Origin of the sequence: Streptomyces tyrfis, assembly GCF_037034285.1 — a bacterium.
In the GTDB taxonomy this organism is placed as follows: Bacteria; Actinomycetota; Actinomycetes; order Streptomycetales; family Streptomycetaceae; genus Streptomyces.
The window spans coordinates 1-12,708 of record NZ_JBAGJZ010000025.1 but is presented as its reverse complement, the minus strand read 5'-3'; the positions used below and the strand labels follow the sequence as shown (position 1 = coordinate 12,708).

The 12,708-nt window shown below is 73.5% G+C and carries 12 protein-coding genes; all 12 read right to left on the bottom strand.

The features are described 5' to 3' along the window. Positions 1-19: 19 nt before the first annotated feature. On the bottom strand, positions 20-1,237 hold the full coding sequence (locus WA762_RS20020; protein WP_335937270.1) for an MFS transporter: 1,218 nt from the start codon (positions 1,235-1,237) through the stop codon (positions 20-22). A 19-nt stretch (positions 1,238-1,256) separates the two neighbouring features. Continuing rightward, a complete protein-coding gene (locus tag WA762_RS20015; RefSeq protein ID WP_335937268.1) occupies positions 1,257-2,021 on the bottom strand; it encodes an SDR family oxidoreductase in 765 nt (254 codons plus the stop codon). A gap of 82 nt (positions 2,022-2,103) precedes the next feature. After that, a complete protein-coding gene (locus tag WA762_RS20010; RefSeq protein WP_335937266.1) occupies positions 2,104-4,095 on the bottom strand; it encodes an SDR family oxidoreductase in 1,992 nt (663 codons plus the stop codon). Positions 4,096-4,098: 3 nt separating this feature from the next. Next, positions 4,099-5,046 carry an aromatase/cyclase gene (locus tag WA762_RS20005; protein ID WP_335937265.1) on the bottom strand — a complete coding sequence of 316 codons (948 nt, stop codon included), beginning with the start codon at positions 5,044-5,046 and terminating at the stop codon, positions 4,099-4,101. Positions 5,047-5,089: 43 nt separating this feature from the next. Further along, a complete protein-coding gene (gene fabG / locus WA762_RS20000; RefSeq protein ID WP_335937263.1) occupies positions 5,090-5,875 on the bottom strand; it encodes a 3-oxoacyl-ACP reductase FabG in 786 nt (261 codons plus the stop codon). Positions 5,876-5,945: 70 nt separating this feature from the next. Further along, positions 5,946-6,215, bottom strand: a complete 270-nt coding sequence (locus tag WA762_RS19995) for an acyl carrier protein (RefSeq protein WP_335937262.1) — start codon at positions 6,213-6,215, stop codon at positions 5,946-5,948. Positions 6,216-6,304: 89 nt separating this feature from the next. Next, positions 6,305-7,525 (bottom strand): ketosynthase chain-length factor, encoded by a 1,221-nt coding sequence (locus WA762_RS19990; RefSeq protein ID WP_335937260.1) that lies wholly within the window; start codon positions 7,523-7,525, stop codon positions 6,305-6,307. Then, positions 7,522-8,802 carry a beta-ketoacyl-[acyl-carrier-protein] synthase family protein gene (locus WA762_RS19985; RefSeq protein WP_335937259.1) on the bottom strand — a complete coding sequence of 427 codons (1,281 nt, stop codon included), beginning with the start codon at positions 8,800-8,802 and terminating at the stop codon, positions 7,522-7,524. The genes WA762_RS19990 and WA762_RS19985 overlap by 4 nt, the downstream gene beginning before the upstream one ends. Further along, positions 8,799-9,125 (bottom strand): TcmI family type II polyketide cyclase, encoded by a 327-nt coding sequence (locus WA762_RS19980; RefSeq protein ID WP_335937258.1) that lies wholly within the window; start codon positions 9,123-9,125, stop codon positions 8,799-8,801. Before WA762_RS19980 ends, WA762_RS19985 begins: the two co-directional genes overlap by 4 nt. 26 nt (positions 9,126-9,151) lie before the next feature. Further along, a complete protein-coding gene (locus WA762_RS19975) occupies positions 9,152-10,657 on the bottom strand; it encodes an FAD-dependent monooxygenase (RefSeq protein ID WP_335937257.1) in 1,506 nt (501 codons plus the stop codon). Between the two features lie 87 nt (positions 10,658-10,744). Next, positions 10,745-11,782, bottom strand: coding sequence for a methyltransferase (locus WA762_RS19970; RefSeq protein WP_335937256.1), 1,038 nt, complete (start codon positions 11,780-11,782; stop codon positions 10,745-10,747). Between the two features lie 317 nt (positions 11,783-12,099). Beyond that, positions 12,100-12,690, bottom strand: a complete 591-nt coding sequence (locus WA762_RS19965) for a hypothetical protein (RefSeq protein WP_335937369.1) — start codon at positions 12,688-12,690, stop codon at positions 12,100-12,102. Positions 12,691-12,708 lie beyond the last annotated feature (18 nt).

Here is a 12,708-nt window from a genome sequence, read left to right as displayed (position 1 = left end):
CGGGCGGGAGGGTCCGCGGTCAGCGGTGTGCCGTGCGTCGCAGGCCGGTGAGCGCGGCCGTCAGACCCGCCGCGCCGACCGCCGCCAGGCACAACGGCGCCGACCGGTGGCCGGCCCCGCCCGCCGACAGCGCGACCAGCGGCAGCGTCACCACCGCCCCCAGCTGCACCCCGGTCTGGTAGAGGGAGACGGCCGGGCCCCGGTCGGCGGGCCGGATCGTGGCGGTCGCCTGTGTGTTCAGCGCGGCGAAGGAGAGGACGAAGGCCGCTTCCACCAGCAGCAGCGCGGGCAGGATCGCCGTCCCGTAGGACTGCTCCGGCGCGCGCCACGCGTACACCGCGCAGCCCAGGAAGGAGGCCAGTGCGCCCAGGGCGATCAGCCGCTCGGTGCCCCAGCGGGCGACCAGGCGCCCCGAGAACGGGACCGTCGCCATCAGGGGGACGCACGCCGGCAGCAGGGCCAGCGCGCAGCGCCAGGGCGACCAGCCGAGGCGCTGCTGGATCTGGAAGGTGACCAGCATCAGCAGACCGGCGTAGACGCCGTTGAGGGATGCCGCCCCGATCGCCGATCGCCGCAGCCGTCCGTCCCGCAGCGGCGACGGGCCCGGCGCCGGACTCGCGGCGCCGGGTCCGGCGGGGATCACGCGCGCCGCCACGAGCAGCAGGACGAGGGCGACGGGGGCCGGGAAGAAGAACGTCCAGCGCCAACTGGACGTCAGCAGCGCGGCGGAGAGCAGCAGCCCGGCGGTGAACCCGGTCGCGCCGAACATGGAGTAGACGGACACGGCCCGGCGCCGGTCCGGGCCTTCGCGGAAGGCGGTGCCGATGATGGCGAGCCCGAAGGGCGCGGTCAGCGCGGCGCAGCAGCCCTTGACCACCCGGGTCGCGATGAGCAGCGACTCGCTGTCGGCCAGACCGCCGGCGGCGGAGGCGAGGGCGAAGACGGCCATCGCGGCCAGGTACGGGCGGCTTCGCCCCCATCGCGCGGCGACGCGGCCGCCCAGCGGCAGCATCGCCGCGAACCCGAGGGCGAACCCGCTCATCAGGCACTGGGCGGTCAACATCGACATGCCCATGGCGTCGCCGACCGTGGGCAGGCCGACGAGCACCACGGAGACCTCGACGGCGTCCAGGAGCATGTTCCCCGACAGGACGCACAGCAGGACCCACTGCGCCGCTCCCCAGGCCGGGGACGTGCCCGCGGCGGCCGGGGCGCCGGTCGTTCGGTTCGGTGTCATCGTCGTTCCGCTCCCGTCGTCACCAGGCCAGCGGTTGGCCGGCCGGGGAGCCGTCCTCCCCGAGGAAGGCGGCCGTGGGCCCGTCGTCGCCGCAGGTCGCGAGCAGTACGGGCAGGCGCGCTCCCTGTTCCGGGGTGAGGTGTCCGCGGTGGCCGTTGATGTCGGTGGCCACGAAGCCGGGGGACACGGAGTTCACCAGGATTCCCTCGGCGCGCAGTTCGTTGGCGTAGGTGACGGTGAGGGCGTTGAGCGCCGCCTTGGAGGTGTTGTAGTCCAGCACCGCCGGGAAGACTCCCTCGGGAAAGACTCCGCTGGGGTCCTCCCGGGCCGCGGCGTGGGCGAGTGATCCGAGCAGGCTGCTGACGTTCACGATGCGCGCCGACCGGGAGCGGCGCAGCAGCGGCAGCACGGCGTTGGTGACGGCGATCACCCCGAAGACGTTCGTCTCGTAGGTGCGGCGCACCACGTGGACGGGCGTCTCGCTGGGCGGGGCGACGGGCGCCCCGGTGCCCGCGTTGTTCACCAGGGCGTCCAGTCGTCCGGACTCCTCGTCGATGTGCCGGGCGGCGCGGGCCGCGGAGGACTCGTCGGTGACGTCCAGGTGCACATAGCGGGCGTCCAGTCCCTCGGCGCGCAGTTCGCGCTCGGTCCGCCGGCCGCGGTCCGGGTCCCGGGCGCCGAGGTAGACCCGCAGGCCCAGCTCGCCGAGCCGGCGGGACACCGCGCGTCCGATGCCCTTGTTGGCGCCCGTGACGAGGGCGATGCGGGGGCTGGTGGCCGCCATGATGTGCCTTCCTGTCACTGGTGGTCGGGTGGCTCCGCGGTTTTGGCCCCGCCGGTGCGCGGCCGGACCGTTCCGCCGCGGGTCAGAGCAGCGTTCCCCCGCTGGCGTCGACGAACGAACCGGTGATCCACCGGGCCTCGTCGGTCGCCAGGAAGGTCACGACGTCCGCGACGTCACGGGCCTCGCCGACCCGTTTGAACGCGGAGACCTGCGCCATCTGCTCCACGGCCTCCGGGATGTCGAACACCGGCCCGCCGTTGTCGGTGATGCCGGGGGCGACGCTGTTGACGGTGATGCGCCGGGGGGCCAGGTGCTTGGCCATGTGCAGGGTGATCTGCTCGATCGCCCCCTTGGTCATGGAGTACGCCACCTGCTCGGGCGCGGCGAACCGGGTCAGCGCGGACGAGATGTTGATGACGCGTCCGCCGTCGGGCATGTCGCGCAGCGCGCGCTGCACGATGAGGAACGGCGCCCTTGCGTTCACCGCGAAGTACCGGTCCAGCTGTTCCGCGGTGACCTCCTCGGGCGGGGTGCCCTCGGCGCTCGTGGCGCCCGCGTTGTTCACCACGATGTCGAGCGCGGTCCCGCCGGTGCGCTCCTTGAGGCCCCGTTCGAGGCCGAGGAAGAGTTCGTGCACGTCGCCGGGGACGCCGAGTTCCGCGCGGACCGGGAACGCGCGGCCGCCCTCCTTCTCGATCAGGGTGACGGTCTCCCGGGCCGCCTCGTCGTTGGCGGCGTAGTGCACGGCGACCAGGGCGCCTTCGCGGGCCAGCCGCACCGCCGTGGCGCGGCCGATGCCCCTGCTGGCCCCGGTGACCAGGGCGGTCCTGCCGGTGAGCCTGTCCATGGTGGAACTCCCGTGTGTCGTCGATGGGCGGGTGGTCTCCGGGGAGGGCGCCGGGGGCGCGGGCGGCGGGGGCGGGGCGGGCCCGTCCAGGCCGCTGATCATCCGGGCGAGGTGGCGGCGGACCGCCGGCATGCCGAGCAGTTCGCCGAACAGCTCGCGCGCGCCGTCGACTTCGGGCCCGCCGAACAGCAGCAGCTCCTGGGCCTGGATGTTGGCCAGGGTGCGGGCTCCCACGGGGTGCCGCTCGGCGTGATAGTCGTCGAGCGCGGTATCGCCGGCGCGTCCCGTGACCCGCGCCGCGAGCCTCGCGCCCAGGCCGGCGGCGTCCTGGAGGCCGAGGTTGAGCGCCTGGCCGCCGACCGGCAGCTGGGCGTGGGCCGCGTCGCCGGCCAGGAGGAGCCGGCCCTCGCGGTATCGGACGGCCTGGTGGCGGCGGTTGTCGAAGGCGTCGACCCAGACCGGTGTGCCGTCGCGGACGTCCTCGCCGGTCACCCGGGCCCAGGCGGCGGCGACCTCGGCGTAGTCCGGCTCCCCGGTGCGCGGTTCGGGCGCACGGGTCCGGTCCTGCACCATGAGGCGGGTGGTCCGCCCGTCGGGGCGGCGGTGGGCGGTGGCCGTGCCGCCGGGGTAGCGCCGCAGGCGCCGGGCGGGGATGTCGAGGCCCCGCACGTCGGCGCGGAGCATCTGCCGGGTGGCGTCGTAGCCGCTCGTCCCGATCCCGGCGAGCCGCCGCACGGCGCCGTGCTCCCCGTCGCAGCCGACGAGGTACGCGGCGGCGAGGCGCCGGGGCCCGCCGTCGGGGCCGCGGACGTCGGCCTCGACCCGGTCGTCGTGCCGGGTCAGGCCGGTGAGCAGGTGGTTCCTTCGGATGTCGGCCCCCTGATCCGCGGCCCACTGTTCGAGGACCGGTTCCAGGCGGCTCTGCAGGCATTCCCACTGTCCGGCGTACGCGTGTCCGGGGTCGGCCTCGGCGAGGTCGAGCGGGATGCCTCCGAAGTGGCCGCGCCCGCCCCGCGGGACGCGGCCCAGCCGGTCGAGGATGCCCCGCGCGGCGAAGATCTCCATGGTGCGCGTGTGCAGGATCGAGGCCCGGGACTCCTCGGTCGGCGCGGCGAGGCGCTCCAGGACGACCGTCCGGGCGCCGCCGGCGCTCAGTTCGCCCGCGAGCAGCAGCCCGACCGGCCCGGCGCCCACGACGAGGACGTCCACGTCCGCTGTGTCCGCCATCGCTCAGCGCAGGCCTTCCGCGAATTCCCTGGCGTGCGCCAGGGTCGCCCGGCTGTTGGTTCCCAGGGCCTCGCGGAGGAAGGCGCGGGCCTCCTGGACCCCGGCGTCCGGGCCGAGGATCCGGGCGATGTTGCGTTCGTTCACCACGACGGTGTGCTGGGAGACGGCCGTGCAGACGCCGTCGTCGCCCTCCTCGAACCGCCAGAAGCCGGTGTGCAGGCTCAACAGGGCGGGCAGCGTGGTCTGTTTGTACGCGATGCCGTGGTACGGGAAGCAGACCCGGACCGACTCGGTGGTGTGGGTCGAGCCGTCCTTGGCGGTGGTGTCCATGCGCAGGGTCTGGATGCCGGGCGCCTCCTCGGTGAGCCGGACGTCGGAGACGTGGGGCAGCCGCTCGGTCCACAGCTGCGCCTGGTCGATGAAGTCGTAGACGTCCTTGGCGGATCCGTCGACGCTCACCCGGTCCTCGAAGGACAGCGTGAGGTCGTCGGCGTGCGCGGCCAGTTCCACGTTGGCCTTCAGCGCGGCGAGTTCGGTGCGGCTGTTGCGGTCCACCGCCTCGTCGATCCAGGCGAGGCCGGCGGGGTCGTCGTCGACGGACCCGTAGGCGTGCAGCAGGCGCACCCGGCACCGGGACTCGTCGTGCGGCTCCAGGATCCAGGTGCCGCTCATGTGGGCCACGGGCGGGGCGGAGACCTCCTGGGCGAAGGCGATGCGCAGATTGCCGGGGTCGAGCCGGCGGCGGGAGGTCCACTTCTTCGGCCGGCCGTTGGCCGTCGCCCAGATCTGTATGCGCTCCTCGTCGCCGTTCTTCTCCAGGTGGTCCACGTACACCGTGGGCGGGAAGAGCCGGGGCCAGTTGGCCACCTCCGCGAGGAGGCGGTAGACCTCTTCCGCCGGGGCCCGCACGGTGATCTCGTGCTCGACTTCCCGGGGGGACTGCTGGGGCATGTTCGTCTCCTTGGCTGCGATCGGGGCGCGGGGCACGGCGGGGTCAGAAGTTGCCCAGGCCGCCGCAGACGTTGAGGGCCTGCGCGGTGATGGAGGCGGCGGTGTCCGAGACGAGGTAGCCGACCAGTCCGGCCACCTCGTCGGGCGTGGAGTAGCGGCCGAGCGGGATCTTGGCCGTGAACTTCTGCATGATCTGTTCCTCGGTGGCGTCGTAGGCCGCGGCGTAGCCCTGGCGGACGCGCTGTGCCATCGGGGTCTCGACGTAGCCGGGGCAGACGGCGTTCACGGTGATGCCGGTGGGGGCGAGTTCGTTGCCGAGGGCCTTGGTGAAGCCGACGACGCCGTGCTTGGAGGCCGAGTACGGGGCGCCGAGCACGACGCCCTGCTTGCCGGCGGTGGAGGCGATGTTGACGATCCGGCCCCAGGACTTCTCGCGCATTCCGCCGGCGTTCAGCACCTCCCTGGTGGTGCGGAAGACGCTGTTGAGGTTGGTCTCGATGACGTCGAGCCAGAGCTCGTCGGTGATGTCGGCGGTCACCCCGCCGCCGCTGCGGCCGGCGTTGTTGACCAGGACGTCGATCGTCCCGAAGCGCTCGACGGCGGCCCCGACCAGGCGCCGGACGTCGTCCGGCCGCCCGACGTCGGCCACGGTCCCGTCGACGTCCAGGCCGTCCGCCTGGAGTTCCTTGATCCGGGCGGTGACGGTGTCCTCGGTGCGTGCGCACAGGTACACCCGGTGGCCCTGGGCGGCGAGCAGGCGGGTGACGGCGAGGCCGATGCCGCTGGTGGCGCCGGTCACCAGGGCGACCTTGGAGGAGTTCCGGGTCATGCTGCGTCTCCTGAATGCGTCGTGTGCGAGGGGTGGCGTGAACGGGTCGGTCCGGCGGGGCCGGGGCGGCTCAGACGGACCGCTGGGCGGACAGGCCGTCGTTGACGAGCGCGATCAGCTGCCGGGGCGTGCGCGCGTCGGCGAACGCCTCCTCGTCGAGGCTGATCCCGTAGAGCCGCTCGATGCGGCCGGCGGTTTCGAGCATCGCCAGGGACTCGTATCCCAGGGCCTCGAACTCCGAGTCGAGGACGTCGCCGTCGAGGTCGACGCCCTCGTCCGTGCCCGCGCCCTCGCGCAGGATGGTCGTGAGGGCGTCGAGGGTGAAGGGGCCGTCGGGCATGGGGGTTCCTCTTCCTGTGCGTCGATGGGCGGGTCGCGGACCGGACCGGCGGCCGGACGCGGAGTGGTCCGCGTCCCGCGCCGCGCGGGTCAGTGCCGGGGGGCGCGGAGGACGGCGGCGGAGTTGAATCCGCCGTAGCCGCGGGCGAGCACCAGCGCGGTGCGCACGGGCACGCTGCGCGGCGCACCCGTCACCAGGTCGATCTCGTACCGGTCGGAGAGCGAGCTGTGGACGGCCGGCGGGATCACCCCGTCGCGGATGCCGAGGCAGGCGGTGGCGACGTCGAGCGGGGCGGCGCCGGAGTAGAGCCGTCCGGTCATGGTCTTGGGCGCGGCGACCGGTACGGCCCGGGGCCCGAAGACCTCGGTGATCGCCTCGACCTCCGCCCGGTCGAGGTCGGGCACGGCCGCCGCGTCCGCGTAGACCACGTCCACGTCCTCGGGCGCGGTCCCGGCGTCGGCCAGGGCCTGTTCGATCGCCCGTCGGAGCCCGGGGGCGCGGCCGCTGCCCGGCGCCGGGTCGAAGGTCGAGGCGTGTCCGGCCAGCTCGGCGTAGACGTGCGGCGCGCCGCGCCGGCGGGCGTGCTCGGCGTCCTCCAGGACGAGCAGGGCCCCGCCCTCGCCGGGAACGTGTCCGGCGGCGTCGTCGTCGAACGGCAGATAGGCGCGCGCGGGGTCGCTCCCCCGGCTGATCCGGTCGCTGGCGAGCTGGGCGACCCAGCCCCACGGGCAGATGGACGCGTCCACCGCGCCGGAGACGACCAGGGGGGTGCCCTTGCGGATCTGGCGGCGGGCCTGGGCCAGCGCGTCCAGGCCGCCTGCCTGGTCGCTGACGACGACCCCGCTGGGGCCGCGCATCCCGTTCCGGATGGAGATCTGGCCGCTGTTGACCGCGTAGAACCAGGCGAAGGACTGGTAGGCGCTGACGAACCGGCCGCCCTTGCTCCACAGCGCCTTCAGCTCGTTCTGGCCGAACTCGAATCCTCCGGAGTGGCTGGCCGTCATCACGCCCATGTCGTACTCGGGGAGCGCGGCCGGATCGACTCCGGCGTCCTGGAGCGCCCAGTCGGCGCCGACGAGCGCGATCCTGGTCATCCGGTCGGTCTGCGGGAGCAGCCGGCCGGGCAGATGGTCCTCGGCGCGGAACCCGTCGATCTCGCCCGCCAGTTGGGCGGGGTACGACGAGGGGTCGAAGCGGGAGATCCGGCCGATTCCGCTGCGGCCCGCGAGCACGGCGGGCCAGTACTCCCGGGCCCCGAGTCCGTTCGGCGCGGCGACGCCGAGCCCCGTCACCACGGCGACCGCGTTCACCGCTCCCTCCTGTCGGGGCGGGCGAGCACCACCGCGCTCTGGAACCCGCCGAAGCCGCTGCCGACGGAGAGCACCGTGTCCGTCCGCTGCTCGCGCGCGACCAGGGGCGTGTAGTCCAGGTCGCACTCCGGGTCGGCGGTGTGCAGATTGGCGGTGGGCGGGATGGCGTGGTGCTCCATCGCCAGGGCGCAGGCGGCCAGTTCGATGGAGCCGACCGCGCCGAGCGAGTGGCCGACCATGGACTTGATGGAGCTGACCGGGGTCCGGTACGCCTCCTCCCCCAGGCTTCGTTTGAAGGCGGCGGTCTCGTGGCGGTCGTTCTGCTTGGTGCCGGAACCGTGCGCGTTGATGTAGTCGATGTCCTCGGGGTTGATCCGGGCCTCGGCCATGGCGACGCGGATCGCCTCGGCCATCTCCCTGCCGTCGGGGCGCAGTCCGGTCATGTGGAAGGCGTTCGAGCGCGTGGCGTAGCCCGCGATCTCCGCGTAGACATGGGCTCCGCGGCGCCGGGCGCTCGCGGCCTCCTCCAGGACGAAGACGGCCGAGCCCTCGCCCAGGACGAAGCCGTTGCGGCTGGCGTCGAAGGGCCGGGAGGCGTGCTCGGGGTCGTCGTTGCGCGGTGTGGTCGCCTTGATCGCGTCGAAGCAGGCGACGGTGATCGGGGAGATCGGCGCGTCCGTGGCCCCGGCGATCATGACGTCGGCGGATCCTTCCCGGATCACGTCGGTGGCGAACCCGATCGCGTCGAGGCCGGAGGTGCAGCCGGTGGAGACCACCGTGGCGGGTCCTTCCGCCCCGACCGTCCAGGCCACCTCGGTCGCGAAGGAGCTGGGGACCATGTGGTGGTAGAGGTGGGGGACGGCGTAGCGGTGGTCGACCAGTTGCTGGCGTCCGCCGTCGCTGACGGTCCGGTACTCCTGGTCCAGGCTGATGGTGGCGCCCACGGCGCTGCCGATCGTCACGCCCATGCGGGCCGGGTCCGCCTCGTGGAAGTCGATCCCGCTGTCGGCCACCGCCTCGCGCGCCGTGACCACGGCGAGCTGGGCCGCGCGGTCCATGCGGCGGATCTCCTGGGGGCCGAGCCCGGCCGCCTCGGCGTCGAAGTCCACTTCGGCCGCGACCTGGGAGCGGAAGGGCGTGGGGTCGAAGTGCGAGATCCGGCGCGTGGCGGTGCGGCCGTCGGTGAGCAGTTGCCAGAACGCCTTGGTCCCCTGGCCGCCGGGCGCGGTGACGCCGATGCCGGTGATGACCACCCGGCGGGTGCCGGCGGCGCTCACCTGCTGCTCCAGTGGTAGAAGCGATGCGCCATGGCGTCGGCGGGAGAGCGCCAGGTCGCGGGGTCGTAGGCCTCGATGTGGGGCTTCAGGTCCTCGCTGATCCGGACGAAGCGCCGATCGGTCTTGGCCTCCTCGATCCGTTCCCCGCCGTCGTCGCCGTCGAAGGCCTGGAGGTGGAAGTAGAGGCCGCGGTACGCGAAGAGCTCGCGGCGGCGGGTGCCCATCCGGTGCGGCATGTCGGTGGCGTCGAAGGCGGCGAAGACGCGGGCCACCTCCTCGGCGGATCCGGGGTCCATCCGGGCGACGATCAGGGTGCTGTGCATCGTGAACCTCTCTCCGTGCGGGTCGCTCACAGGACGTTGCGTCGGTCGGCGGTGGTGGGAGGCCGTCCGGCCGGGCCGAACCAGCGCTCCAGTGCGGTGGGCAGATCGTCGTGGCTGCCGGGCGCGATCCAGGCGACGTGGCCGTCGGGGCGCAGCAGCACCGCGCCGGCCCCGTCGGGCGGGCCGCCGGGGACGACACCCCGGGGGGCGGCGGTGACCACGTCGATCCGGTCCGTCCAGGGGGCCGCGCGCCGCCGCAGCGGCGCCGTGTCCTCCAGGTCGAGCAGCAGGCCGCGGCCGGACCGCAGCAGTGCGGTGCTGGACGTGGTGGAGCCGCCGCGCCGCAGCTCCAGCCGGGGCAGCCGCCGGCCGAGCAGGGGACTGTCGCCGCCTCCCACGTCGTAGCGGATGTCCAGGCCGCTCGCCGCGGCCGCGAGGTGCCGGGCGACGTCCTCGTGGCGCGTCAGCTCGGTCAGGAGGTCGCGCAGCGGCCCCACCTCCGTGCCGCCGAGCAGGAGCAGGCTCTGGGCGCGGGTGTTGGCGAGCAGCCGGCGTCCGACCTCGTGGCGTTCGCCGTGGTACGTGTCCAGCAGGGCGGCGCCGGCGGTGCCGTTCAGGACGGCCGCGAGCTTCCAGCCCAGGTTGACCGAGTCCTGGACGCTCGTGTTCATGCCCTGGCCGCCGGCCGGCAGGTGGATGTGGGCGGCGTCGCCGGCGAGCAGCACCCGGCCGCGGCGGTATTCGGTGACCTGCCGGGTGGCGTCGCCGAAGGCGCTGACCCAGAGCGGTTCGGCGTGCGAGATGTCGATGCCGGTGAGGCGTTTCCAGGCGTCGGCCACCTCCGTGAAGGGGGGCGGGGCCGTGCGCCGCCGGGGCGGGGCCCCGCGCTCGGCGACGATGACGCGGTGCACGCCGTCGGCGAGGCGGCCGACCATCACCATCCCGTCGGCGACGCGGTCGGCGACCGTGCGGGGCGGCAGGTCGACGCCGCGGATGTCGGCCAGGAGGAGTTCGGTGGTGGCGGGGGTGCCGGGGAAGTCGAACCCGGCGGCCTTGCGGACGTCGCTGCGGCCGCCGTCGCACCCGACCAGGTAGCGCGCGGTCAGGGTCTGTTCGCCGGCGGGTCCGCGCACCTGCGCCTCGACGTGGTCGCCGTGGTCCGTCAGGCCGGTGAACGCGTGGCCGCGGCGGATGTCGGCGCCGAGTTCACGGGCCCATCCGTCCAGGACCGACTCGGTGAGGGACTGCGGCACGGTCCTGGCGGCCCGGTCGTCGCCGCCCAGGACGCCGAAGTCCAGCGGTATGCCGCCGAAGTGCCCCTGGCCGCTCATCTCGACGCCGCCGAAACGCGGCAGCAGGCCCCGCTGGTCGAGGACCTCGACGGTACGGGGGGTGAGTCCGATGCCCCGTGACTGCCCGGTGCGCCGCGGAAGGCGGTCGAGGACGATCACGTCCACGCCGGCCAGGCGTAACTCCCCGGCGAGCATGAGCCCCGCCGGACCCGCTCCCACGACTATGACAGAAGCATCCATATCGTCTTCCTCATCGCCTTCCTCGGCTGGGGACACGGTCGTGCGCCATGCGGACGGCGGCCGTCGCGCGGCCTCTCCGGCCGGTGCTCAGCGCTCCTTGCGGCCGATGACCAGGACGTCGTCCGGCGTGTCCTCGGGGCCGACCGTCTCCGGACGGAATCCGGCCTCCCGGAGCCATGCGTGGCATTCGCCGACCGAGTACTCGCCCCCGCCGGCGGACCACACCAGCATGCTCAGCGCCGCCAGGGTCGCGTAGAGCGGCGGCCTGCTGTTGCTGACCATGGGGTCGTAGACGACGACCGCGCCGCCGGGGCGCACCGCGTCGTACGCCTTGCGCAGCAGCGTGCGCCGGTCCTCCGTGCTCCAGTTGTGGAGCACGTGCCCCAGGATGAGCACGTCGGCCTCGGGGAGCTCGTCCACGAAGAAGTCCCCGGGGTGGAACGACACCCGGCCCTCGTCGCCGAGCGACTTCATGTGGGCGTCGAACGACGCCTCCAGCTGCGGCAGGTCGAACACCCCGCCCTTCAGGTGCGGGTGCCGCCGCACCAGATGGCGGGCGACGTTGCCCCGTGCCCCGCCGACGTCCACGAACGTGGCGTGGCCGCTCCACTCCAGCCCCTCCAGCCGCTGCAGGAGGGGGGTGTTCAACATGTCCATGCTTTCCAGGAAGGACTCGGTCGCCTCCCGGTCGGCGTAGAGCGTGTCGTACGGGTTCCCTTTCCGCGCGGCCGGATTCTGCGGGAGTCCGGTGCGCAGTGACGTGCCGAGTCCGTCCCACGCGGTGTTCAGCTCGCGATCGACGAATTGCACATAGCCGCCGATGTATTCGGGGCGTCCGCGCACCAGATACCGTTCCGCGGCGGGGGAATTGCGAAAGGTGCCGTCCTCGGCGGCCTCCACCATTCCCAGTCCGGCAAGGGACAGCAGGAAATCATTCGCTCCGGGCATCCGGAAGCCGAGCCGTTCGCCCAGTTCCGCGGCGGTGGCCGAGGTACCGGACAGTGCGGTGAAGAGGTCGGACCGCGCAGCGGTCAGCAGAATCCGCGCCGTCCAGTATCCGCTCAGAATCCCCATGATCCGGCCGACCGACGGCTCTTCCTCCACCGGCGTGCGCTGGTCGCTCATACGAGGCCCTCCAGGGGTATCGGTTCTCCGCCGAAGGCCGCCGGCCGCGGCCTCGGAATCCGGCTTCGCCCAGCTTCACAGCCGCCGCCCTAGGAGGGGCAAAAATCCAACCAAAATGAGAAAGGAAACGCCGGTCGACGGGAAATCGACCGGCGAGGAAATGCGCGGTGCGAACCCCGGCGAGCGCCTTTCCGCGGGCCGGGCGCCGGGCAGGGGGCGCGGGCGGGAAGGGCGCGGGGCAGGGGGCGCGGCGCGCGCGAGGGAGGGCAGGCGGGAAGGCGCGGGCGGGAGAGCGCGGCGCGCGAGGGCGGCGCGGGTCAGGGGGTCGCGGCGGAGACGACGTACACCACGGGGCTCATCGGGTCGGCCATGTTCACGGTGATGTCCTGGGTGGGCCGCGGCCCCTCGTTGGTGTGCGTGGTGCCCGCCCACTGGACGCCGGGGTTGAAGCTCCAGCCGGAGACCTGCCGGTCGCGGGCGCCGATGGTCACCTTGCCGGGCTCCAGGGCGGAACGGCCGCTGCCCAGCCGGCTCAGGAACCGGTCGAGCCCGGCGGAGGTGGTGCGGAACTCCACGTACAGCCGGCTGACCTTCCAGTTGTTGGTCTCGTAGTACTGGACGTCCTGTGCGTTGCCGGGCATCGGCAGCTCGTAGATCCGCCGCTGCAACCGGGACGGCCAGCCCTCCTGGAGGCTGCGCACGGCCGCCTCGGCCTCCTTGTTCTGACCGGCGCGGCGGCTCTGTCCCGCCGAGATCAGCAGATAGCCGGCCGGGATGCCGATGAGCAGCACGATGATGGTCGCCGTGATCAGACGGCGGCGGATCGTCCGGCGCCGGTCCTGCGGCGGCCTGACGTCGTCGGGCGGCGAGGACGGGCGCGGCAGGACGGGGTGCTCGGCTGCGGTCATGGCTGTGGCGATCCCTAG

Bases quoted from the DNA above. Each gene is read 5' to 3' on its own strand.
- WA762_RS20020 (WP_335937270.1), bottom strand. From the start codon at position 1,237: ATGACACCGAACCGAACGACCGGCGCCCCGGCCGCCGCGGGCACGTCC.
- WA762_RS20015 (WP_335937268.1), bottom strand. From the start codon at position 2,021: ATGGCGGCCACCAGCCCCCGCATCGCCCTCGTCACGGGCGCCAACAAG.
- WA762_RS20010 (WP_335937266.1), bottom strand. From the start codon at position 4,095: ATGGCGGACACAGCGGACGTGGACGTCCTCGTCGTGGGCGCCGGGCCG.
- WA762_RS20005 (WP_335937265.1), bottom strand. From the start codon at position 5,046: ATGCCCCAGCAGTCCCCCCGGGAAGTCGAGCACGAGATCACCGTGCGG.
- fabG (WP_335937263.1), bottom strand. From the start codon at position 5,875: ATGACCCGGAACTCCTCCAAGGTCGCCCTGGTGACCGGCGCCACCAGC.
- WA762_RS19995 (WP_335937262.1), bottom strand. From the start codon at position 6,215: ATGCCCGACGGCCCCTTCACCCTCGACGCCCTCACGACCATCCTGCGC.
- WA762_RS19980 (WP_335937258.1), bottom strand. From the start codon at position 9,125: ATGCACAGCACCCTGATCGTCGCCCGGATGGACCCCGGATCCGCCGAG.
- WA762_RS19975 (WP_335937257.1), bottom strand. From the start codon at position 10,657: ATGGATGCTTCTGTCATAGTCGTGGGAGCGGGTCCGGCGGGGCTCATG.
- WA762_RS19970 (WP_335937256.1), bottom strand. From the start codon at position 11,782: ATGAGCGACCAGCGCACGCCGGTGGAGGAAGAGCCGTCGGTCGGCCGG.
- WA762_RS19965 (WP_335937369.1), bottom strand. From the start codon at position 12,690: ATGACCGCAGCCGAGCACCCCGTCCTGCCGCGCCCGTCCTCGCCGCCC.